Genomic DNA, 23,223 nt, shown 5'->3' on the forward strand with positions numbered 1-23,223 from the left:
GGCCCCGCCCGCCCCCCAGCCAGCGCGGCAGTAAACGACGCACCGTCTTCGCTACGCGACGCGGCAAAACTACGGCCACCATCCCCGCTGCGCACTTGCAGGCCATCGAGCCCTACCGCTAGAACATCCTCGCCCTGCACCGCAATCGCAGTGATCGAACTGCGACTGTCGAGCGCAATACGCTGCCACGACGTCCCCTCGGCCGAACCACGCAGCAACGTGCCGCGCTGCCCCCCTACCAGCAGGCTGCCATCGGCGAGCACGGCGCCTGTCCACAACGTGCCCTCGTACCCGGTGTCCAGGTAGCGCCATGTCTGCCCGCGGTCGTCGGAGCGCAGCAGTTGCCCACGCTCAGCAGTGGCATAGAGCGTGCCGTGGCGACCAACGAACAGGCTCATCAGGTTGAGGTCGGCGCGACTGGAGCCTGCCGGAGGCGGCAACCTACGTTCGCTCCAGGTCGCACCGCCGTCGTCGGTGGTCAACACCAACGACCAGAGGCCCACCGCCACACCCCGTCGAGCGTCGAAGAAGTGCACGGCGAACAGTGGCCTGTCCTGGTCTTGGCTCAGGCGCTGGACCTGCCAGCTTTCACCGCCGTCGGTGCTGGCGAGAATCGCCCCCCAATGCCCCACCGCCCATCCATGGCTGGCGTCACTGAAACTGACCGCGGTCAGCGGGCTGGAAACCGGCACGGAGCGGGCCTGGCGGTAGCTGCGCCCGGTGTCGTCAGACAGCAGCACCACCCCATGATCCCCCACCGCGACCACCCGTTGTGTCGCCCAGGCGGCACCCAGCAGCATCGCCTGCGAGGCATGCGCCACCGGCACTGCCGGTACCGCTTCCAACGCGCAGGCCAGCGACGACGCCACGCTCAGCACAACGCCCAGGACTGTGTTCAGGTATCCCATACCGTTCTCCTCAATGCGCCAGCGCGCCGATCATGCGCACCGGGCGCTTGCGCGGGAACACCCGCTCCAGCCAGACCGCGAACGCCGGCAACACCGTCATGGCCATGACCATGTTGATCATGAACATGAAGGCCAGCAGCTTGCCCATGTCCGCCTGGAACTTGAGCGCGGAAAACGCCCAGGTGGCCACCCCCACCGCCAGGGTGATGGCGGTGAAGATGGTCGCCACGCCGACCTCGCGCAGCGACAAGGCCACCGCAACGGCAATCGGCTGGCCATGGGCCTGGTGCAACTGGATGCGGTTGTAGATGTAGAAGGCGTAATCCACGCCGATACCGACCGCCAGCACCATCACCGGCAAGGTGGCGATGGTCAGGCCGATCTGCAGCTCTTTCATGAACCAGTAGCCGATGAAGGTACCGAGGGTCAGCGGCAGGCAGCACACCAGCACCGCGCGCAGGTCGCGGTACACCACCAGCACCAGCAAGGCGATGGCGGCGTAGACGTACAGCAGCATCGGCGTCTCGCTCTTCGCCACCTCCTCGTTGATGGCGGCGATCACCCCGGCGTTGCCCGAGGCCAGGCGCACGGCGACACCCGGCAAGGGCTGCTCGGCACGGAACGCCTTGGCCGCCTCGATCACCCGGCCGATGGTGCTGGCCTTGTGGTCCGCCAGGTACAGGTGCACGGCGGTCATGCTGCAATCGCCGCGCATCAAGCCCGGCGTACGCGCCACTTCGGCAGCCAGGGACGAATAGTTCATCGCATCGATCGGCACCGCGCTCATCTTCGGGTTGCCTTCGTTGTAGCCCTCGTTGAACTGGCGCATGGCCGTGGCGAATGACGCCACCGAGAGCACCCCCGGTACCCCTTCCATCGCCCAGGCGAAACGGTCCTGGTATTGCCCGAGCTCGACGTCTTCGCAAGCGTTGCCGCCCCCCGCCTGCAGCCGCCCAGGCTGCACTTCGAACACCACGCTGAGCCAGTCCAGGCCGATGTCGTAGTTGCTGGCGATGGCCAGTGCGTCGCGGTTGAAGCGCGAATCTTCCCGCAGCTCCGGCGCCCCCGCCTGCAGCGAGCCGACCACGCGGTCGTGGCTTTGCCACACGGCGGCGGCAAACACCAGCAGTGCGAGTACCATGACCCAACGGGCATTGCGCCACTCGGCCAGCTTCGCCAGCCCCTCCAGCCAGCCAGCGCGGCGCTGGCGGGAAGCCTCCTCGGCGGCTGCATAGCGCCCGTCGACCTTCAGCATCGAGGCCACCAGCGGCAGCATCACCAGGTTGGTGACGATCTTGAAGGCCACCCCGAGCGACGCGGTGATCGCCAGCTCGCGCACCATGGGGATGGGAATCAGCAGCAAGGTCACGAACGACACGAAGGCTGTCACCAGTGCCAGGCTGCCGGGCACCAACAACCCCCGGAAGCTCGAGCGGGCCGCCGTCTCGACCGTGCTGCCCGTGGCGATTTCGCGGACGATGTAGTTGATCTGCTGCACCCCGTGGGACACCCCGATGGCGAACACCAGGAACGGCACCAGCACCGCCAGCGGGTCGAGCCCGTATCCCAGCAGGCGCAAGCTGCCGAACTGCCAGACCAGCGAGGTCAGCGAGCACCCCAGCGCCAGCAAGGTGAAGCGCAGCGAGTGGCAGTACCAATACACCGCCACCGCCGTCAGCAACAGCGCCAGCAGGCAGAACTCCAGCACCGCCGCCGCGCCGTCGGCGATATCGCCGACCTGCTTGGCGAAGCCGATGATCTGGATCTCGAAGCCTGCATCTTCGAAGCGCTGGCGGATCTGCGCCTCCAGCACCCGGTTGTAGGCCACGTAGTCCAACTGCGCGCCGTTGCCGTCACGCTCGTTGAGCTCGGCGGTGATCATCGCGCTGCTCTGGTCCCGTGACACCAGGGTGCCGATGAAACCACCCTGGGCGGTGGAGTCGGCGATACGCGCGATGATCGCGGCGTCCAGGCGCTCGGGCGTCACCGTGCCGGGTACCAGCGGGTCTGCCCGAAAGCCATCCTCGGTGATTTCGTTGACGAACGCGTTGGGCGTCCACAACGAACGCACGCTGCTGCGCGAGATGCCGGGCAGGAACATCACCGCCTGGGTGACATCGAACAAGCGGCGCAAGCCCGCCTCGGTCCAGATGCTGCCTTGCCGAGCCTTGACCACCAGGGTCAGGCGGTTGGCACCCAGCAGGTCGCCGCGGTACTGCTTGAAGGTTTCCACGTACTCGTGGCCGATCGGCAGTTGCTTCTCGAACCCGGCATCCATGCGCAACTGCACCGCGAACCAGGCCATGGCCGCAGTGAACAGGGCCAGCAGCGTCAGCACCAGGCTTCGGTGGCGGAACAACCCGGCCTCGATGCGCGGCAGAACGCCGCGCACCGGCCGCTTGGTCAAATCGATAGACATGTTCACGGCAAGCCTCACAGAGTGCGCGAAAGAACCAGGCCGACGTAATCACGGTCACGCAGCAGCTGGTCGTACGCCGTGTCGCCGCCCATGAACTTCGCGTAGTTGAACGAGACCTGCCAACTGGCCGGGTTGCGCACGAAGTTCAGGTACAGGTTCAGGCTGCTGGCGTCCTCGGTGAAGGTCGCCGCCAGGTTGGGCGTTCGCCCGCCCAGCGAGCGCGAATAGAAGATCCCCGGGGTCACCTGCCAACCCGGCAGCAAGGTACCGTCATAGGTCAGGCTGAAGTCCAGGTTGATCCCCGACGAGGTCTTGTCGCCATGGGCCTTGGGTGCGGTGGCAGGGTCCAGCTGCCAGGTGTTGGCGCCAGCCGCGATCACCTCGCCGTTGTAGCTGTCATGCAAGCCCGGGTACTTGATGACCACCAGTTCAGTCAGCAAGGTACCGGTGCTCGCGCCGGTGAAATCCAGCAGCATGGGCGAGTTCGACGGGGTCATGCTGTACAGCCCGGTGAGGTGCCACTGGAATTTCTTCTCGTCCTTCCAGCACTTGCCTCCCTGGTTGTTGCACAGGTCCAGCACGGGGTTGAGCGGCACCGCGTCCTTGGGGCGGTAGGACAACTCGGTCCCCACCGCCCAGTCACCGATCGGCATGTTGGCACTGATGCCGTAGAGCATCCGGTCTTCGGGGTAGACCCATTTCTGCGACACGGCGAAGGTGTCCGGGTCCAGCAGTTGCGTGGTCAGCGAGGGCAGCTTGTCGTGGTAGCGCAGCACATACACGCCGAAATTGACGTCACTGTCCTGCGGCTGCCAGCGCAGCGAGAGGCCCCACTGGCCACTGTCGCGGGCATTCTTGTCGTCGAACCCGTAGGACTTCATGCCCTTGCCCAACGCCGAGGTGTAGGACCAGTAACTGCCCACCGGCGGCAGTTCGCTCTTGTTCCAGGCGAACTGGTAGTAGGCCTCGATGTTGACCCCGGCGCCGAGCCCCGAGGCGACACTGAGCATGGGCGCCGGCAGCACGGCCTCCTTGAGCTGCACACCGGGGCGTGACAGGGCCTGCACATCGTAGGCGTTGGTGTTGTTGATACCGCCCTGCACGAACAGGCTTTCGCCCCAGTTGATCACCTGGTTGCCCAGCCGTGCGCGCACCCGCTGGTCGCCCACATCGAAGCCCTTGCTCACCCACAGGTCGAGCAGGCGCGCCTTGAACTCAAGGTCATCCCGCGCCGAGCGGGTCAAGCCATCGCTGCCCACGTCCGCAGGCGTGTTGAATGACAGCGCGCCCGTGGTGTCGCTGGCGGCGAAATCACGGATCCAGCTGCCCCGGGCCATGAAGGTGAAATCCTCGGGCATCTTGAGCAACAGCTCGTGGGTGCCCTTGAGGTAGTGGGTGAACAGGTCGCCCCGGTCGTAGTTCAAGTCGCCCTGGTCTCCGATGCCCGAGGTCTGCGCCAGGCACCCGGCGGGTGGATGATGGCCGGTGGCACCCTGGTTGATCAGGTTGCAGCCCCGCGATTCGGTACGCACGCCCATGCCGTAGGCGATCGTCGAGTCGAACGAGCCCCTGATGGATTCGGTTTCGAAGGTGAACCCCATGGCCAGGGGAGTCATGCACGCGATAGCAAGGCCTGAAGCTTTTGTGATTGTTGTTTTCATGTCGGCGCTCGTAGGGTGAAGGATCAACGTTCGCTGATGGCCCGCAGATTGTCGGAGGTGTAGAAATCACGCTTGAGGCGTGGGTTGCCCGAGTCCTCGGTCAGCCAGCGATGGTCCTTCTTGCCCACGCCGATGGAGGTCATGTCGTAGAGGTAGCGGCCATCCACCAGGTTGTACTGGGCCTGGGCCTCCATGTCGCAGGTGCCGGTCTCGTACACCGGGATGGTGTAGCCCTCGCGAACTTTCCAGATCTGCCCCTGCTTGTCGTAGTCGACCGCCATCAGGCCGTTCCAGCTGTCCTCGTCGATGTAGTACAGGCGCTTGGGCGCCTGGTGGCGCATGCCCTGGCGCACGTTCGCCTCCACCACCCACACCCGGTGCAGCTCGTAGCGGCGGGCTTGGGGCGCGATGGCGCTTTGCTGCGCCACGTCCTCGATGCGCGCCGAGCCGTCGTAGGCACCGAACGAGTTGTACGGCACCAGCAGTTCCTGCTTGCCGATCAGCTTCCAGTCGAAGCGGTCCATGGGGCCGAAGAAGATGTTCGATTCATCGATGGTGTACTGGTTGTCCAGGCCGATCTGCGGCGCGTCGTAGGAATACGAAGGCATGCGCCGTACACGCCGCTGGCCGGGGAAGTAGTAGAAGGTGCTGGCCTGCTCGCCGGCCTTGGTGGTGACCACCCCGGCCTGGCCCGCCAGGGCAGCCGGCTCGTTGTAGTTGAAGTAGGTGGCCACTTCGAGGCGATCGAACGACGAGAACAGCGCACTGCCCTTCTGGCCCCACGGGGTGTACATGAACCAGTCGGTGGAGGTGCGCAGCCAGCTGCCGCCCGCCTCGCGCGGCGACAGCCCGGATACGGTCTTGGCCATGTCGAAGCCGACGCCGCGGTAGCGCATCTTCATGTTCCACATGACCTCGGCGCCGGTCGTGGGCATGGGGAACGGGATGCCGGGAACGTGGGCGTCCTGCAGCGCCAGGCCTGCGGAATCCAGCGTGGCGAAGCCGACATTCTTGCGCGTGTTGTCAGTCACGAAATCCGGTGCGCCGCAGGTACGGCGGGTCGGGTAGACGTCCATGCGATAACCCGGGATTTTCTTGAACAGCTCCAGTTGGCCCGGGGACAGCTGCTTGGCGTACTGCGCCACGTTGCCGGCATCGATGCTGTACAGCGGCTTGTCATCCTTGAACTTCCACAGCTGGCCGCGCACCTGGCCGTAGCTCCACCCGGTATCCTGCTTGCCGGGGGCCACCCAGGCGGGGATCGTTCCGTTGGCGTTGGCGGCTGCCTCGCCGCCCAGCGGGGTCAGTTTGCCACCCAGTTGCGCGGCATCGTTCCCGGCAGCCTGCACTGAACCGATGACGGCCAGGGCCGCGAACGCCATTACCAACGGCCGGGTTACCGCGATTGAGGCAAGGCCGACATCAAGGCGCTGAATCACATCTTTCATGGGAAGTTCCTCACGGGCTTTGAGCTGCGGCCGGCCGTTTTTTGCAACAGGACGGGGCGGCGGCAGGTCTGGTCAACGGCCTGGTCACGTACCAGGGCATTGGGCCCCGAGCAAACCACATGCCAATCTTTGTATTGGATTTTTCCTTTTATTTATCAGTTATTTATATTTTTTATAACAATTGCTATGTGATACCTAAGAACACAGTCGCGCACCTGGATGAAACACCCCGTGCACTGGAAATGTGAATTTACGAAACATTTGTTACTTCAAATTATCGGGTGCTGCTGAGCAGTAAGCGTTTCATGCTCTGACGGCTACCGAATGAGGGCGGCCATGTGCTTGTCGATGGTTTTGCAGCGCTCTTGAGATCGAGCGCCGCCCGCGCGGCGCATCGCCGGCAAGCCGGCTCTCACCCTGAAGCTTGCACGTCACCTGTAGGAGCGGCCTTGTGTCGCGAATGGGCCGCAGAGCGGCCCCGGTGATCTTGGGCGTACTCGAGATCCTGGGGGCGCTGCGCACCCCATTCGCGACACAAGGCCGCTCCTACAGATTCGTGCGCAAGGCAGTTGCTCCCGCATCTGTTTCGGGCCAGTTATGCCAGCGCCGCCGCGGCTGTCCGCCTTGTTTCTATGACGCGGTTTCTGCGTGGACGCTACCGCCGCCCAATACTCGAATCTGCGGTATCGTTGCACCATCGCCGCAAGCCGCGGACTTGACCCTTTCGGAGACCAGCATGCTTCGTGTGTTTGAACGATGGCTCGACCCCTTCCCACCGGATGAAGTACCACCACCCCCCATGGGCCTGCTGCGCTTCCTCTGGGCCTGCACCCGGGGTGCCCGTGGCTACATCCTCGCCCTCGCGCTGCTCAGTGCCGGCGTGTCGATCTACGAAGCCTGGCTGTTCGCCTTCCTCGGCCAGGTCGTCGACCTGCTCCCAGCCTGGCAAGCCGGCGGCAGCGCAAGCGGTGAAGAGAGCCGCGTGCTATGGGGCATCGGCATCGTGCTGGTGACCAGCATCGGCCTGGTGGCGTTGCGCACGGTCATGCAGCACCAGGTGCTGGCGATCAACCTGCCGCTGCGCCTGCGCTGGGACTTCCACCGCCTGATGCTGCGCCAGAGCCTGTCGTTCTTCTCCGACGAGTTCTCCGGGCGGGTCACCACCAAGGTGATGCAGACCGCGCTGGCCGTGCGCGAGGTGCTGTTCACCCTGATCGAAATCCTCCCCGGCATTGGCGTGTACTTCATCGCCATCATCGCCCTGGCCGGCGGCTTCGCCTTGAAGCTGATGCTGCCGTTCCTGGCCTGGGTCGCCCTGTTCGGGCTGGCGATGCTGTACTTCGTGCCGCGCCTGGGCAAGGTCGGCCAGGAGCAGGCCCATGCGCGCTCGTCGATGACCGGGCGCATTTCCGACGCCTACACCAACATCACCACGGTGAAGCTGTTCTCCCATTCCAGGCGCGAAGCGCACTTCGCCCGGGCGGCCATGGAAGACTTCAAGCTCACCGGCTTTCGCCAGATGCGCCTGGTCAGCCAGTTCGAGATCGTCAACCAGGCACTGGTGGTGGCCTTGATTCTCGGCGCGGGCGGCTATGCCCTGTGGCTGTGGCACCAGGGCCAGGTGGGTGCGGGCGCGGTGGCGGCGATTACCGCCATGGCCCTGCGCATCAACGGCATGTCGCACTGGATCATGTGGCAGATGACCTCGTTGTTCGAGAACATCGGCACCGTGCAGGACGGCATGGCCACCCTGACCCGTGGCCCCAAGGTGCAGGATGCACCGAACGCTGGCGTGCTGGTCACCCAAGGCGGCGCGGTGACCTTCGACAAGGTGAGCTTCAACTACAACGGCGAACGCCAGGTGCTCGACGACCTGAGCCTGCACATCAGCCCCGGCGAGAAAGTCGGTTTGGTGGGCCGCTCGGGTGCCGGCAAATCCACCTTGATCAACCTGCTGCTGCGCTTCTATGACGTGAACAGCGGCAAGATCCTGATCGACGGGCAGGACATCGCCCAGGTCACCCAGGACAGCCTGCGCAGTGCCATCGGCATGGTCACCCAGGACACCTCGCTGCTGCACCGCTCCATCCGCGACAACATCGCCTACGGTCGCCCCGACGCCAGCGAGGCGCAGATCCACCGCGCCGCCGCCAATGCCCAGGCCGACGGCTTCATCAACCAACTCAGTGACCGCCAGGGCCACAGTGGCTACGACACCCTGGTGGGCGAGCGCGGCATCAAGCTGTCCGGCGGCCAGCGCCAGCGCATCGCGATTGCCCGGGTGATGCTCAAGAACGCCCCGATCCTGCTGCTGGACGAGGCCACCAGCGCGCTGGATTCGGAAGTCGAAGTGGCCATCCAGGAAAGCCTCGACGACATGATGCAAGGCAAGACCGTGATCGCCATCGCCCACCGGCTGTCCACCATCGCAGCCATGGACCGGCTCATCGTCATGGACGAGGGGCGCATCATCGAACAAGGCACCCATGCCGAACTGCTGGCCAGGAACGGTACCTATGCGCGGCTGTGGCAGCACCAGAGCGGAGGGTTCCTGGGTGAGGACCAGGGGCTGGTCGAGGCGGTGGAGTAGGTTCACCCCCGCCGCAACCACGCGATGAACTGCGCGAACAACGCCGACTGCGAATTGATCGCAAGCTTCAGGTACAGGTTCCTGCGGTGCATACGCACCGCCTCCGGTGAAATCCTCTGCTCATGAGCTGTGGATTTCACCGAGTGACCCTGCAGGACCCTCTGCGTCACCTCGCGTGACATCAACTTACTCTTTACACGCAACGTTAAAGTGCCGCTGCTCTTCGAACGAGTGTGCCTGATGAATTTCAACTATGACGGCGCTTATCATATTTTTCCTACAGCCCCGTGGAATAAAATCCCACAGCACATGCAGCACTTCGCACCGAACTTCTGCTTGATTACTCAGGGTGGTCTGTTACGGTCACTCAACGCCAAATACAAGCCTCCCCGGGCGTTCAGTGCCTGGCCAAGTGGCTGGTTGGCGGGTGGGCACAACGATAAAGGACAACGTCCAAGCCCAATCTCTGCAGAAGTGCCGTGAGCATGCTCACAGACAGCAAACGATATGCATCAAGCTGAGCGATAACTTACAAGAACGTATGGGTCAGGCGATTGATCGCCACGCAGCGCCCGCATTATCGAGGACTTTCTATGCGACCGCAGTACGAACCCGCCTGGGTTGAAAGCACGGCCCAGGCCAAGTGGCTTGACGATGAAGTATTCAAGGCTGTCGAAGATGAAACTCGGCCTAAGTACTACGCCTGCTCCATGCTGCCCTACCCTTCTGGCAAGTTGCACATGGGGCATGTGCGCAACTATACGATCAATGACATGTTGGCCCGCCACTTGCGCATGAAGGGCTACAACGTGCTGATGCCGATGGGGTGGGATGCATTCGGTCTTCCCGCAGAGAACGCCGCGATGCAATCGGGCGTATCGCCCGCGCAATGGACACGGATGAACATCGCCGACATGAAGTCGCAGATGCAACCGTTGGGGCTGGCGTTCGACTGGTCACGGGAAATCGCCACCTGCGATCCCGACTACTACAAGTGGAACCAGTGGTTCTTCTTGAAGTTGCTGGAAAAGGGTGTCGCCTACAAGCAGACCCAGATCGTCAACTGGGACCCCGTCGACCAGACCGTACTGGCCAACGAGCAAGTGGTGGATGGCCGTGGCTGGCGATCGGGCGCCCTCGTCGAAAAACGCGAGATTCCCGGCTACTACCTGCGCATTACCCAGTACGCAGAAGAACTGCTGTCGGCCATCGACACCCTGGACGGTTGGCCGGACATGGTCCGCAGCATGCAGCGGAACTGGATCGGCAAGGCCAGTGGCGTGCGCCTGGCCTTTGCCCACACGGTCAAGCACAGCAACGGGCAATTGATCGACGCAGGCAGGCTGTGGGTGTTCACCACACGTGTCGATACCCTGATGGGCGTGACGTTTTGCGCCGTATCACCCGATCATCCACTGGCCAAACGCGCCACAGAGCTCGACCCTGGGCTTGAGCCGAACGTCCAGGCATTTCGGCAAGCGGCACAGGCCAGCCCCGCCGCTGGCGCGCAGGCCAAGCTTGGTGTCCCGAGCGGCCTGCATGTCGAGCACCCATTGACTGGCGAGCCGATCGCGGTGTGGATCACCAACTACGTGGTGGGTGAGTATGGCGAGGGAGCCTTGATGGGGGTGCCGGCCCACGATCAGCGCGATTTCGACTTTGCCCGTCAATATGACTTGCCGGTACACCCCGTCATCGCCTTCGAAGGTGCGCCCTACGACGCTGCGACCTGGTCGGATCGCTACGCCAGCCGCGAAGGTCGCCTGATCAACTCGGGCAGCTACGATGGCCTTACGGTGGAACAGGCATCCCAGGCAATCGCCGATGCCCTGGCCGAGCAAGGGCGTGGCGAGCTGACCACTACGTGGCGCTTGCGTGACTGGGGAATTTCCCGGCAGCGCTATTGGGGCACCCCGATTCCGATCATTCACTGCGAACACTGTGGCGATGTACCAGTGCCCTACTCCGACCTGCCGGTGGTCTTGCCGCACGACTGCATTCCCGACGGCAGCGGCAATCCTTTGTTGCAGTGCGAAGCGTTCCTTCACGTAGCGTGCCCTCGCTGCGCCGCCCCCGCGCGGCGGGAAACGGACACCATGGACACCTTCGTCGACTCGAGCTGGTACTTCATGCGCTACTGCGATCCTGACTGCCACACCAACATGGTAGGGCCAGGCCATCGGTACTGGATGCCCATCGACCAGTACATCGGTGGCATCGAGCATGCGGTGCTGCATCTGCTCTATGCCAGGTTCTGGACAAGGGCGATGCGCGACGAGGGATTGGTGGACTTCAGCGAACCGTTCAAGAACCTGTTCACCCAAGGCATGCTGCTGCGCGACAGTTACTACCGCAAGGCCGAAGACGGTAGCCGCCGATGGTTCTACCCCTCGGAAGTATCGGTGCAATACGATGAAAAAGGTCGCCCGATCAGCGCGACAGCCATCGAAGATGGCTTGCCCGTCACCCTGGGTGGCGTGGAGAAGATGTCCAAGTCAAAGAACAATGTGGTCGAGCCCAAGGACATCATCAACCGCTTTGGTGCCGACACCGCCCGCTTGTTCACCATCTTCGCCGGCCCACCTGACCAGAGCACGGTGTGGAGCGACAGCGGTGTCGAAGGGGCTTATCGCTTCCTGCGCCGTCTTTGGAGTTTCGCCGCTGAAAAGCAGGAGCGCTGGAACCAAAGCGACGACCTGGTGGCAACTGCCGTACAAGACCGCCAAGTGCGCTTCAAGACCCATAGCCTGCTGCAGCAAATCAACAACGATTATGAACGGCTGCAGTACAACACCGTCGTATCGGGTGCAATGAAGTTGTTGAAGGTGCTGGAGAGTGCACCCGACGCGGGTCGCCAGGTTTGCCAGGAAACCCTGTCCATCCTCTTGCAGGTCCTGCATCCTGTGACGCCGCATATCACCCAGGTGCTCTGGCAGGCATTGGCATTCCCCGGCGAGATCTACGACAGTGCCTGGCCGACCCCGGACAGCGATGCCTTGAGGCAGGACGAGGTGAAGTTGATGGTGCAGATCAATGGCAAGCTGCGCGGCGAGATCCAGGTCCAAGCCGATGCAGACCATGACACGATACGTCACCAGGCGCTGTCCGATTCGGCCTTGAGCAAATATCTGGAAGGGGCGGGAAAGATGATTGTCGTACCTAACCGATTGGTGAACTTCATCGTCTGATTGTTCAGCTGGCCCCAGCACATGGAAATGCCGGCTTTCTCGCGAAATGCCGGCTTTTCGTTCAACCTCAGTAAACGACCCTGCTGCACCCTCGAGGTATAAGCGCTTTACCACGTGCCTGCCGTAGTCTGCGCAATCAGCGTCGCGCAGAGCCTTCGCTCACCCCCGCCGCAACCACGCGATGAACTGCGCGAACAACTCCGACTGCGAATTGATCGCAAGCTTCAGGTACAGGTTCTTGCGATGCATGCGCACCGTCTCCGGTGAAATCCCCAGCTCATGGGCGGTGGATTTCACCGAGTGGCCCTGCAGCACCATCTGCGCCACTTCACGCTCGCGCTCGGTCAGCACCCCGCAGCCGAAGCTGTCGAACGCGGCCTGCACACTGCCCTTGCCCTCCGGTGGCTGCACCAACCCGTGGCGGGCGAAGCGCAGCAGCAGCTCGCGCACCATCGGCTCGACCGCCTGCAACAGGTGCAGTTGCGCCTCACCCAGGCGCGCCCCGCTGCAACCCTGGAACAAGCTCAGGGATATCTTGCTGTCGTTCTCCAGGTCGACGATGAAGTAGCTGTCTTCGCTGCAACCGGTGCCCAGGTAGTAGGCCTTGTAGTAGTCGCTGTCGAAGAAGTTGTCGGGGGCGATGTCTTCCAGGTGATAGAAGCCCTGGGCCAGGCCCTTCTGCACCGCCAGGCAGAACGGGTCGAGCAGGTAGCCGGCGGCGAAATAGCGCTCCAGCACCGCCTCGTGATAGCGGTCGGGAATGCCCTGCTGGTACAGCAGCTGTGGCGGCAGGCCCTTGCGTTCGAGGCTGATCAGCATCGACTCGGCGCCCACCAGTTGGCTGATGGCGGCCGCCAGCCAGGCCAGCGCATCCGGGCCCTCGCTGTGGGCGAAGGCCTGTTGCAGGGTGCTGTGCCATTGCTGCAGGGCATGAAACGGCAGGCTTATTGTGGTGTTGTCATGTGCTCGGCTCATGCCCCGCAGTCTACCGGCCGGGGCATGGGCGCGCACCTGTGGCTGCAGGTTGCTCATCGGCCGTGGTACAGGCCCTGCTCGGTCAACTCCCGCGCGACCTCGAGGATGCAACTGCGCAGGGTGTCGACGATCTGGGCCACCTGGGCATGGGTGATGATCAGCGGCGGCGACATCACATTCAGGTGCATGATCGGCCGCACCAGCAGGCCCTTGGCCTGGGCGCGCACATGGATACGCTCGCCGATGTTCACCGCGTCCGGGAACAGCGCCTTGGTCTGCTTGTCGGCCACGAACTCGACGCAGGCCATCAGTTTCATGCAGCGCACCTGGCCCACCAGCGGCAAGTCCGCGAGTGTTTGCAGTTGCTGCTCCAGGTAGCTGCCGACGTCATTGACATGGGCCAGCAGGTTTTCCCGCTCGATGATCTCGATGTTCTTCAGCGCCGCCACGCAGCATACCGGGTGCCCGCTGTAGGTGAAGCCGTGGGTGAAGCAGCGGCCTTTGCCGGGCTCGGCGATCACGGCCCAGATACGCGCGGAGAAGATGCACGCGCCTAGTGGCAGGTAGGCCGAAGTCAGCCCCTTGGCCGTGGTGATGATGTCGGGCGTGACGCCGAACAAGGCCTCGGAGGCGAAGAAGGTACCCAGGCGGCCGAACGAGGTCACCACTTCATCAGCGACGAACAGGATGTCGTAGGTCTGGCACACCTGCCACATGCGCTGGAAATAGCCCTCGGGCGGGATGATCACCCCGCCCGAACCCATGATCGGCTCGGCAAAGAAGGCCGCGACGTTGTCGGCGCCCAGGGAGAGGATCTTGTCCTCGAACTCGGCCACCAGGAAGTCGAGGAACTCGGCCTCGTCCATGTCGTCCGCCGCCCGGTAGAAGTTCGGGTTGGACACGTGGTGGATCAGCTCGTGGGCGTAGTCGAACTCCGGCACCCGGTCGGCGGCCTTGTTGCCGATCGACATGGTCAGGCAGGTGGAGCCGTGGTAGGCGTTGTAGCGGGCGATCACATGCTTCTTGTGCGGCTTGCCACGGCAGTTCTGGTAGTACTGGATCAGCCGGTAGGCAGTGTCCACTGCGGTGGAACCGCCGGTGGTGAGGAACACATGGTTGAGGTCGCCGGGCGCCAGGCTGGCGAGCTTCTCGCACAGTTCGATGGCCTTGGGGTTGGCCATGTCGGAGAACGGGTTGGAGTAGGCCAGCTGGCGCACCTGGTCGGCGATGGCCAGGGCCATTTCCTCGCGGCCCAGGCCGATGTTGGTGCACCACATGCCGCCGACGGCATCGAGGAAGCGGTTACCCTCGGTGTCCTGGATGTAGGCGCCTTCGCCGGCCTGGATGTTCAGCGCGCCCTGCTCGGCGTGCTCGTCGAACACATGGTAACCGTGCATGTAGTGGGCCTTGTCGGCCTGCACCAGGCGGTCGTTGGGCGAGGCGTCGGCCAGCTTGCGAATGGGGGTAGCCATGAGCGATTCCTTGTCGAAGCGATACGGTGAAAGGTGTCAGATGCCGGTCTTGACCGTGCTCCAGACCCGGGTGATGGCGCGCATGGCCTGCGGGTCCTGGGCTTTCTGGGTGAACAGGCGCTCACGGGTCTGCGCGTCCGGGTAGATCGCCGGGTCGTTGCGGATATCGGCCTGCACCAGCGGCGTGGCGGCGGCGTTGCTGTTGGCGTAGTGGATGTAGTTGGTCACCTCGGCCATGGTCTTGGGCTGCAGCAGGTATTCGATGAAGCGATGGGCGTTGGCGGCGTGGGGCGCGTCGTTGGGCAGGTAGAGGCTGTCGAACCAGATCAGCGAGCCCTCCTTGGGGATGAAGAACGCCAGGTTGATGTCTTTCTTCGCCTCGACGGCGCGGGCCTGGGCGGTGGCGTAGTCGCCGGACCAGGTCAGGGCCATGCACACATCGCCGTTGGGCAGGCTGGTGAGGTAGTTCACCGAGTCGAATTTCTTGATGAACGGGCGGATGCCCAGCAGCAGGTCCTGGGCGGCCTTGAGGTCGCCGGGGGTGGCGCTTTTCGGGTCCTTGCCCAGGTACTTGAGGGCCAGCGGGATGACCTCGCTGGGGGCGTCCATCAGGGTCACGCCGCAGTCGGCGAAGCGCGAGACGATCTTGGGGTCGAACAGCATGGCCAGCGAGCCAATGGGCGCGTCGGGCATGCGTTGTTTGATCTTGTCGACGTTGTAGGTGATGCCCGAGCTGCCCCAGGTGTAGGGCGCCGAATAGACCATGCCGGGGTCGTAGGCTTGCATGCTCTGCACCACGTGCGGGTCGAGGTTGGCCCAGCTGGGCAGCTTGCTCTTGTCCAGCGGCTGGAACACCTTGGCCTTGATCAGCGGCGGCACCAGGGAGGCGTTGAGCATCACCAGGTCGTAGCCGGAGCGGCCGGTGAGCAGCTTGGTCTGTACCGTTTCGTAGCCGTCGAAGGTGTCGTAGATGACCTTGATGCCGGTTTGTTTTTCGAAATCGGCGAGGGTGTTTTCGCCGATGTAGTCGGTCCAGTTGTACAACCTGAGTGTATTGCCGGTGTCTGCCTCGGTCGCCAGGGTGGCGGTGGCGGTGCAGCACAGCAACAGACTGGAAATCACCTTGAATGCCTTGCGCATAGCAACTCCATCATGTGATCAGGATCGGCTCGGGTGAGCGGATGGGGTAACTATCGGGGGGTTGGAGGATGGGGGCCATACCCCGAATGGGTGGGGGCGATGGGATTTTGTGTCGGGCCAACAGGGCGGACAGTGGAGATGGCCCAGGAGTAACTGGCCCGAAACAGATGTGGGAGCTGGCTTGCCAGCGATGCGCCGCGCGGGCGGCGCTCGATTTCATAGGCGCAGCAAAAACACCCGCGAGCACCTGGTGGCCATTACCCAATACTCCGCCATGCACCTGGGAGCCATTACCGAATCCTGATACAGCAGTGTCAACAGTGTGACGCCCAACAGCCTGTCTTGAGATCGCATGAGGGCCACCAGGTGCATGACGGCAGCCTTGCAGCGCCCTCAAGATCGAGCGCCGCCCGCGCGGCGCATCGCTGGCAAGCCAGCTCCCACAGTTTGTTTCGGGCCAGTTTTGCCTGTGAGATAGGCAGCGCCTGCCCTGTTGGCATGGCGCGATTTCTCGGTGCGCGCGGCTATTGCTGCGCCAGTGGATACAGCGCCTCATCAAATTGCTCGAGCCGCGGGAAGGCCATCGGCAGATCATCCGAGAGATGCTCCAGGCGCTGCTGGTAACTGCGCAGGAAATCCTTGCGCGCTTCATCGCTGATATACGGCACATGCCACGCCACGAACGGCTCCAGCACCTCGAAGCCGACATACGCCAAGGTACCGCGCAGGATCGGCCGCAACATGTCTTCCAGCGGCCCATGGATCGCCCCTTCGCCAAACATGTGCTCACGCCCGCCCAGGGTCACGGTCACCAGCGCCCGCTTGCCCGCCAGCCCGCCCTGGTCATAGAAGCGCTTGCCGCCGTAGCACACCCCCGACACCAGCACCCGGTCGATCCAGCCCTTGAGCATGGCCGGCGCCGAGAACCAGAAAATCGGGAAGTTCAGCACCAGCAAATCGGCCCACAGCAGCTTGTCCAGCTCCTGCTGGATATCCGGCGCAATGGACCCGCTCTTCACCCCCAGCCGTTGCTCCAGCGCATACACCAGGTACTCCGGGTTCTCCCGATGGCTGAAGTCTTCGGCGCTGGCCACCGGGTTCCAGCCCATTGCGTACAGGTCGCTCACCTGCACCTCATGGCCCTGGGCACGGAAGGTCTCGGCCGCCTGGTCACGCAGCGCGGCGGTGAAGGATTGCGGCTCGGGATGGGCGTGAACGATCAGTACTTTCATGGGGGTTCCTTAAACGGTTTCCAGGGGAGATTCGGTTTTACGGGCCGCCAGCAAACGGTCGAGCCAGTCGGGGTCCATCTCCGGCTCGCAGGAGAACAGCAAGCCGGTGTAGTCGCGGTACGGCGGCCGGAAGATCGCCTCGCGGCTGCCGTGGTCGACCACCCTGCCCCGCTGCATCACCAGCACCTCGTCGGCGATGGCGCGCACGGTGGCGACGTCGTGGGTGATGAACAGGTAGGCCACGCCCAGCTCGCGCTGGATGTGGTCGAGCAGTTTCAGCACACCCTCGGCCACCAGCTGGTCGAGGGCCGAGGTCACTTCGTCGCAGATGATCAGCTGTGGCTCGGCCGCCAGGGCGCGGGCGATGCAGATCCGCTGCTTCTGCCCGCCGGACAGTTCGCGTGGCAGGCGGTCCATGTACTTGGCCGGCTCCAGGTCGATCATGCGCAACAGTTCGGCGACCCGTTCGCGCAGTGCCTTACCCTTCAAACCCAAGTAAAAATTCAGCGGCCGGCCAATGATGTCGGCAATGCGCTGGCGTGGGTTGAGCGCGGTGTCGGGGATCTGGTAGATCATCTGGATGCGCCGCAGCTGCTCCTTGCTGCGTTGGCGATAGTCCGCCGGCAGCGCCTCGCCCTCGTACAGCACCTGGCCCGCGCTCGGTTGCAGCAGGCCGCTGATCAACCGTGCCGTGGTGCTCTTGCCGCTGCCCGACTCGCCGATCACCGCCAAGGTCTGGCCGCGATACAGCTTGAGCGAGACGTCGTGCAGCACCGGCTGCTGGCCGTAGCTGGCGTCGACCTTGCGCACTTCCAGCAACGGCTGTTCATCCTGCGGGCAAGCCTTGGCCGAGGTGTGGAAATTGCGCACCGCCCACAGCGACTGGGTGTAGGCCTGCTGCGGTGCGCTGAGCATGGTGCGGGTCTGCGCCTCCTCTACCAGGCTGCCATGGCGCAGCACCATGATCCGGTCGGCCATCTGTGCCACTACCGCCAGGTCGTGGCTGATGTACAGCGCGGCGCTGCCAAAGGTCTTCACTGCATCGCGGATCGCCGCCAGCACCTCGATCTGGGTGGTGACGTCCAGCGCCGTGGTCGGCTCGTCGAAGATGATCAAGTCTGGGTGGCAGGCCATGGCCATCGCCGTCATCACCCGCTGCAACTGGCCACCGGACAGCTGGTGCGGGTAGCGCTGGCCAATGTGCTCGGGGTCTGGCAGGCGCAGGATGCGGTACAACTCGACCGCCTCGGCCTCGGCCTGGGCACGGTCGATGCCGCCATTGATCACTGCGGTTTCCACATGCTGGTCGATCAACCGGTGCGCCGGGTTGAACGAAGCCGCCGCGCTCTGCGCCACGTAGGCGATGCGCAGGCCGCGCAGCTTGCGCAGTGTTTCGGGGCTGGCCTTGAGCAACTCGATGCCACCGAAGCACACGCTGCCGCCGGTGATCCGGCAACCGTCGCGCACATAGCCCATGGCGGCCAGGCCCAGGGTGGACTTGCCAGCGCCGGACTCACCGATCAGGCCCAGCACTTCACCGCGCTTGAGCGTCAGGTCGATGCCCTTGATCAGCGGGTGCCAGGCATTCTCGTAGTGGCCTTCGATACGCAGGTCGCGGATCGTCAACAAGGTGTCTTGGCTCATGTTCAGCACTCCTTCAGGCCACTGGACAGGTGCAGCACCCAATCGACGACGAAGTTCACGCTCACCGTGATCAACGCCACCGCCAGGGCCGGCAGCAGCGGGCTGACGTCACCGAAGGTGATCAGCACCGCGTTGTCGCGCACCATGCTGCCCCAGTCGGCGGTCGGCGGCTGGATACCCAACCCCAGGAACGACAGGGCGCTGATGAACAGGAAAACGAAGCAGAAGCGCAGGCCGAACTCGGCGATCAAGGGCGCGGCGGCGTTGGGCAGCACTTCCCGGCTGACCAGCCACCACAGCCCCTCCCCGCGCAGCCGCGCGGCCTCGACGAAGTCCTGCACCACCACGTTCATCGCCACCGCCCGCGCCAGGCGGAACACCCGGGTGGCATCGAGCAGCGCGATCACCAGCACCAGCGAGGTCGCCGTGGTGCCGACCACGCTGAGGATCAGCAAGGCGAAGATCAGTTGCGGGATGGCCATCAGGATGTCCACCACCCGTGACAGCCCCTGGTCGATCCAGCCGCCCTTGATCGCCGCCACCAGCCCACACAGGCCGCCCAGCAAGAACGCCAGGGTGGTGGTCAGGAAGGCGATACCCAAGGTGTTGCGGGCGCCGTACAGCAGGCGGCTGAACATGTCGCGGCCGAGGTTGTCGGTACCCAGCAGGAACTCCGGGCCCCAGGGCGCGAAGCCCTCGCCCACCACCTGGGTTTCGCCGTAGGGCGCCAGCAGCGGCGCGAACAGCGCCACCACCAGGTAGGCGACGATCACCAGCAGGCCGAACTTGGCGCTCAGGGGCGCGCGCAGCAAAGGTGTGATCAGGCTCATGGTCTACCCCTTCGGGTGCATCAGGCGTGGGTTGCTGGCAATCGACAGCACGTCGGCGCCGGTATTGAGCAGGATGTAGGTGCCGGCGAAGATCAGGCTGCAGGCCTGCACCACCGGGATGTCGCGCTTGGCCACCGAGTCCACCAGCAACTGGCCCAGGCCCGGGTAGACGAACACCACTTCCACCACCACCACGCCCACCACCAGGTACGCCAGGTTCAGCGCCACCACGTTGACGATCGGCGCCAGGGCGTTGGGCAAGGCGTGCCGGAAGATGATCCGCGCAGGCGACACGCCCTTGAGCCGGGCCATCTCGATGTACGGGCTGGCCAGCAGGTTGATCAGCGAGGCGCGGGTCATGCGCATCATCTGCGCGATCACCACCAGGCTCAGGGTCGCCACCGGCAGCAGCGAGACCTCCAGCACCTCACCCAGCGACGCCCCTGGTGCCAGGCTGGAGATGCCCGGCAGCCATTCGAGCTTGACCGCGAACACCAGGATCAGGATGTAGGCGACGAAGAACTCGGGGAACGACACCGCGCTCAGCGCGCTGGTGTTGAGCAGCCGGTCGAACCAGCTGTTGCGGTACAGCGCTGCGAACATGCCCAGCAGCAACGCGGTCGGCACCGAGAACAGCGCCGCCAGCAGGGCCAGGCTGAAGGTATTGCCCAGCCGTGCGCCCACCAGCTCGACGATCGGCCGCTGGTTGGCCAGGGACACGCCCAGATCGCCGTGCAGCAGGCGCCAGGCCCACTGCACGAAGCGCTGCACGGGCGACAGGTCCAGCCCCAGTTGGGCGCGGAACGCCGCCACGGTTTCTGGGGTGGCCGACTGGCCGAGCATGGCCTGGGCGATATCGCCCGGGAGCATGCCGACGGCCAGGAAGATCACCACCGACACTGCGAACAACGACAACAGGCCCAGCGCCAGGCGCTGCAGCAGTAGCTTGCCAAGGGTATTCACCATTGCACTCCTTCAACGCACGCGAAGTTCAGGCCTGCCACCAACGCTCGATCACCCGCAGGCCGTCGAGTTCGCCGTAGGGTGCGGTCTGCCCGCCATGCACCACCCGGGTGGAGCGCGCAGCCACGGAGCTGGCGAACAGCGGCACGATGGCCCCGCCGTCATCGCGGCACAGCGCCTGCATCTCGTTGTACATCTCGCGGCGCAGCGTCTCGTTCATCTCGCCGCGGGCGGCGTTGAGCAGTTGGTTGAAGCGCGGGTTGTCCCAGTGGGTCTCGTTCCAGGCCGCGCCCTTGGCGTAGCCGATGCTGAACATGCGGTCGGCGGTGAGGCTGGAGTACCAGAACGAGGTGGTGAAGGGTTGTTTCATCCAGACGTTGGAGAAGAAGCCATCGGCCGGTTCGCGCACCACGTCGATGTCGATCCCGGCCTGGCGCGCCTGCTCCTTGAACAGCACCGAGGCGTCCACCGCGCCGCTGTAGGCGGCGTCGGAGGCTTGCAGGCGCACCTTGAGGCTGTCCATGCCGGCCTGGCGCAGGTAGAAGCGCGCCTTGTCCGGGTCGTAGGCGCGCTGCTCCAGGGCCGGGTTGATGAAGCGGTTGGCCGGTTGCAGCGGGTGGTCATTGCCGACCTGGCCGTAGCCATACAGCACCGAGGCCAGCAAGTCCTGGCGGTCGACCGCATGCTTGAGCGCCAGGCGCACGTTGTTGTCCTTGAACTGCGCGCTGTCGGTGAGCATCGGGAAGGTGTAGTGCTGGGCGCCCTTGGTTTCCTCGATCACCAGCTTCGGGTTGCGCTTGAGCAGCGCCACGGTCTTGAGGTCAACCTTGTTGATCACATCGACCTTGCCGGTGACCAGCGCGTTGACCCGCGCGGCGCCGTCGGCGATGGCCAGCAGCTCGGCGCTGGCGAAGTGCGCCCTGCCCGGCTTCCAGTAGTCCGGGCTGCGCTCAAGGTCCATGCGTACGCCCGGTTCGAAGCCCTTGATGCGGTAGCCACCGGTGCCGATACCGGCCTGCCAGTCGGCCAGGCCGTCCTTGGCGGGCATGATCACCAGGTGGTAGTCGGCGACCACGTAGGCGAAGTCGGCGTTGCCTGAATGCAGCTCGAATACCACGGTGTCGGGGGCGCTGGCGTGCACCTGGGCGACATCGCCCAGGACGGTCTTGGCGGCGGAGGTGGATTTTTCGCCCAGGTGGTGCTGGATCGAGGCGACCACATCGTCGGCGGTGAGGGTCTTGCCGTTGTGAAAGGTCACGCCCTGGCGCAGGGTGAAGGTCCAGGTTTTCGCGTCCGGGCTCGAGACCCAGCGCTCGGCCAGCTCAGGGATGGCGGTGCCGTCCACGGCGATTTCGGTGAGGGTGTTGTACACCGCCGAGAAGCCGATGAAGGTGAAGGTGTCGACCCAGGAACCCGGGTCTTTCGAGTCGGTGGTGCTGCCCCCCGCCAGGCCCAGGCGCAGGGTGCCACCGGGTTTTGGCGTGGCCTCGGCGGCATGGCCGTTCAGTGGCAGGCCGAGGGAAAACGCCCCGGCGATGGCCGCGGCGGCGGCGCTGTATTTCAGGAAGTCCCGGCGCGGCAAGCCGCCGTCGAGGATGGCCTGAGGACTGTTCTTGTTGTTATCGCTCATGCATGTGCCCCTGTTGAACCGTAAGGAATTGTTGTTCGGTCAAAGCGGAGTGCGTAGAAGCTGTGTATTATTTGTAATTGTTACCGTAACAAATACATTAGCAGCACGACAAGCTGTTTTCCGCAGGGCCCATGCAGGGCTTTTTCATCGTGTACCATCAGCGTTTTCGCAGGGAGCCACTACCTCCATGAGCCAGTCGACCCGCCTTATCACGGCTTCGTACATCCTCTCGTTCGTGGCGGCCAATGCCCCGCAGAAGCTGCGCACCGAGACCATCGCCAAGTGGGTGAAGGTGCACCCCACCCGCGTACGCGGGCTGGTGTCGCAGATGGTCAAGGCCGATATCCTCACCTCGTACCGCGGCGCCCAGGGCGGCGTGACCCTGGCCCGCCCGCCACAGCAGATCACCCTGCGCGAGGTGTATGACGCGGTGCAGGAAAGCTCGCTGATCGCCGAGAAGATCGACAACCCGTTTGCCGGGATGGAGGATCACTGCAAGGTGTTCGAGGTGTTCACCCGGTTGTTTGCCATGCTTGAGCAGAACATGCGGCTGGATCTGGGGACGATTACGGCGGATCAGTTGTTTGTGGCGTTTGATACGTCGCAGGAGCAGGTTGTGTAGCGGCAAACCTCGAAGCCCACCGAGAAATCACGCCAGGCCAACAAGGCGGACAGTGGAGACCTCACAGGCATAATTGGCCCGAAACAAATGTGGGAGCCGGCTTGCCGGCGATGCGCCGCGCGGGCGGCGCTCGATCTCATAGGCGCTGCAAAAGCACCGGCAGGCACATAGTGGCCCTCATCTAATATCCCGCCATGCACCTGGTGGCCATTACCGAATCTTGATTTCACAAGCCCAACAGTGTGATGCCCAAGCGCCTGTCTTGGGATCGCATGTAGGCCACCAGGTGCCTGGCGACAGATGTGCAGCGCCCTCAAGATCGAGCGCCGCCCGCGCGGCGCATCGCTGGCAAGCCAGCTCCCACATTTGTTTCGGGCCAATTATNCCTGTGAGCTCTCCACTGTCCGCCTTGGCGCATGGCTTGAGTCATGTAGGTATTGGGGGTCTAAAACTGAATTGCCTTGGTTTCTACAAATTCACCCAACCCCTCCTCCCCCCACT

16 protein-coding genes and 1 pseudogene are annotated in these 23,223 nt (G+C 64.0%); 4 read left to right on the forward strand and 13 right to left on the reverse strand.

Annotation, left to right across the window (positions count from 1 at the left end; genetic code table 11):
• The 4 genes from IX761_RS25460 to IX761_RS25475 form a co-directional block, all read right to left on the reverse strand.
• Positions 1–908: WD40/YVTN/BNR-like repeat-containing protein (locus tag IX761_RS25460; RefSeq protein WP_194792251.1), on the reverse strand; the 908-nt coding region annotated here is incomplete at its 3' end.
• A gap of 10 nt (positions 909–918) precedes the next feature.
• Positions 919–3,327 carry an efflux RND transporter permease subunit gene (locus IX761_RS25465; protein ID WP_194792252.1) on the reverse strand — a complete coding sequence of 803 codons (2,409 nt, stop codon included), beginning with the start codon at positions 3,325–3,327 and terminating at the stop codon, positions 919–921.
• A gap of 14 nt (positions 3,328–3,341) precedes the next feature.
• Positions 3,342–4,988 (reverse strand): DUF1302 domain-containing protein, encoded by a 1,647-nt coding sequence (locus IX761_RS25470; protein ID WP_323744617.1) that lies wholly within the window; start codon positions 4,986–4,988, stop codon positions 3,342–3,344.
• Between the two features lie 23 nt (positions 4,989–5,011).
• Complete coding sequence (locus IX761_RS25475) at positions 5,012–6,436, reverse strand: DUF1329 domain-containing protein (protein WP_194792253.1); 1,425 nt, start codon at positions 6,434–6,436, stop codon at positions 5,012–5,014.
• Positions 6,437–7,172: 736 nt separating this feature from the next.
• Here IX761_RS25475 and IX761_RS25480 point away from each other — a divergent pair.
• Entirely contained in the window at positions 7,173–9,026 is a 1,854-nt protein-coding gene (locus tag IX761_RS25480) for an ABC transporter ATP-binding protein (RefSeq protein WP_194792254.1), read from the forward strand.
• Between the two features lie 2 nt (positions 9,027–9,028).
• Here the strand turns inward: IX761_RS25480 and IX761_RS25485 are convergent.
• Positions 9,029–9,202, reverse strand: a pseudogene (locus IX761_RS25485) (LuxR C-terminal-related transcriptional regulator); the annotation flags it as partial.
• 64 nt (positions 9,203–9,266) lie between these two features.
• On the opposite strand from IX761_RS25485, the gene IX761_RS25490 reads away from it, so the two are divergent.
• Entirely contained in the window at positions 9,267–9,509 is a 243-nt protein-coding gene (locus tag IX761_RS25490) for a hypothetical protein (protein WP_194792255.1), read from the forward strand.
• A 110-nt stretch (positions 9,510–9,619) separates the two neighbouring features.
• On the forward strand, positions 9,620–12,214 hold the full coding sequence (gene leuS / locus IX761_RS25495; RefSeq protein ID WP_194792256.1) for a leucine--tRNA ligase: 2,595 nt from the start codon (positions 9,620–9,622) through the stop codon (positions 12,212–12,214).
• Positions 12,215–12,373: 159 nt separating this feature from the next.
• On the opposite strand, the gene IX761_RS25500 is transcribed toward leuS, so the two are convergent.
• From IX761_RS25500 to IX761_RS25535, 8 genes are all read right to left on the reverse strand, one after another.
• Positions 12,374–13,246: a helix-turn-helix transcriptional regulator gene (locus IX761_RS25500; protein ID WP_194792257.1), complete on the reverse strand. Its 873-nt coding sequence runs from the start codon at positions 13,244–13,246 to the stop codon at positions 12,374–12,376.
• Positions 13,243–14,661 (reverse strand): aminotransferase, encoded by a 1,419-nt coding sequence (locus IX761_RS25505; protein ID WP_194792258.1) that lies wholly within the window; start codon positions 14,659–14,661, stop codon positions 13,243–13,245. The genes IX761_RS25500 and IX761_RS25505 overlap by 4 nt, the downstream gene beginning before the upstream one ends.
• A gap of 36 nt (positions 14,662–14,697) precedes the next feature.
• On the reverse strand, positions 14,698–15,801 hold the full coding sequence (locus IX761_RS25510; protein WP_194792259.1) for a polyamine ABC transporter substrate-binding protein: 1,104 nt from the start codon (positions 15,799–15,801) through the stop codon (positions 14,698–14,700).
• Positions 15,802–16,325: 524 nt separating this feature from the next.
• Positions 16,326–17,033: an NAD(P)H-dependent oxidoreductase gene (locus tag IX761_RS25515; RefSeq protein WP_194792260.1), complete on the reverse strand. Its 708-nt coding sequence runs from the start codon at positions 17,031–17,033 to the stop codon at positions 16,326–16,328.
• Between the two features lie 9 nt (positions 17,034–17,042).
• Complete coding sequence (locus IX761_RS25520) at positions 17,043–18,677, reverse strand: ABC transporter ATP-binding protein (RefSeq protein ID WP_194792261.1); 1,635 nt, start codon at positions 18,675–18,677, stop codon at positions 17,043–17,045.
• A gap of 2 nt (positions 18,678–18,679) precedes the next feature.
• Positions 18,680–19,507 (reverse strand): ABC transporter permease, encoded by an 828-nt coding sequence (locus IX761_RS25525; protein WP_194792262.1) that lies wholly within the window; start codon positions 19,505–19,507, stop codon positions 18,680–18,682.
• 3 nt (positions 19,508–19,510) lie between these two features.
• A complete protein-coding gene (locus tag IX761_RS25530) occupies positions 19,511–20,470 on the reverse strand; it encodes an ABC transporter permease (RefSeq protein ID WP_194792266.1) in 960 nt (319 codons plus the stop codon).
• Between the two features lie 28 nt (positions 20,471–20,498).
• Complete coding sequence (locus IX761_RS25535; RefSeq protein WP_194792263.1) at positions 20,499–22,100, reverse strand: ABC transporter substrate-binding protein; 1,602 nt, start codon at positions 22,098–22,100, stop codon at positions 20,499–20,501.
• Between the two features lie 187 nt (positions 22,101–22,287).
• Here IX761_RS25535 and IX761_RS25540 point away from each other — a divergent pair, with 187 nt between their 5' ends.
• Positions 22,288–22,722 carry an RrF2 family transcriptional regulator gene (locus IX761_RS25540; protein WP_194792264.1) on the forward strand — a complete coding sequence of 145 codons (435 nt, stop codon included), beginning with the start codon at positions 22,288–22,290 and terminating at the stop codon, positions 22,720–22,722.
• Positions 22,723–23,223 lie beyond the last annotated feature (501 nt).

Origin of the sequence: Pseudomonas sp. UFMG81, assembly GCF_015354575.1 — a bacterium.
Lineage (GTDB): Bacteria > Pseudomonadota > Gammaproteobacteria > Pseudomonadales > Pseudomonadaceae > Aquipseudomonas.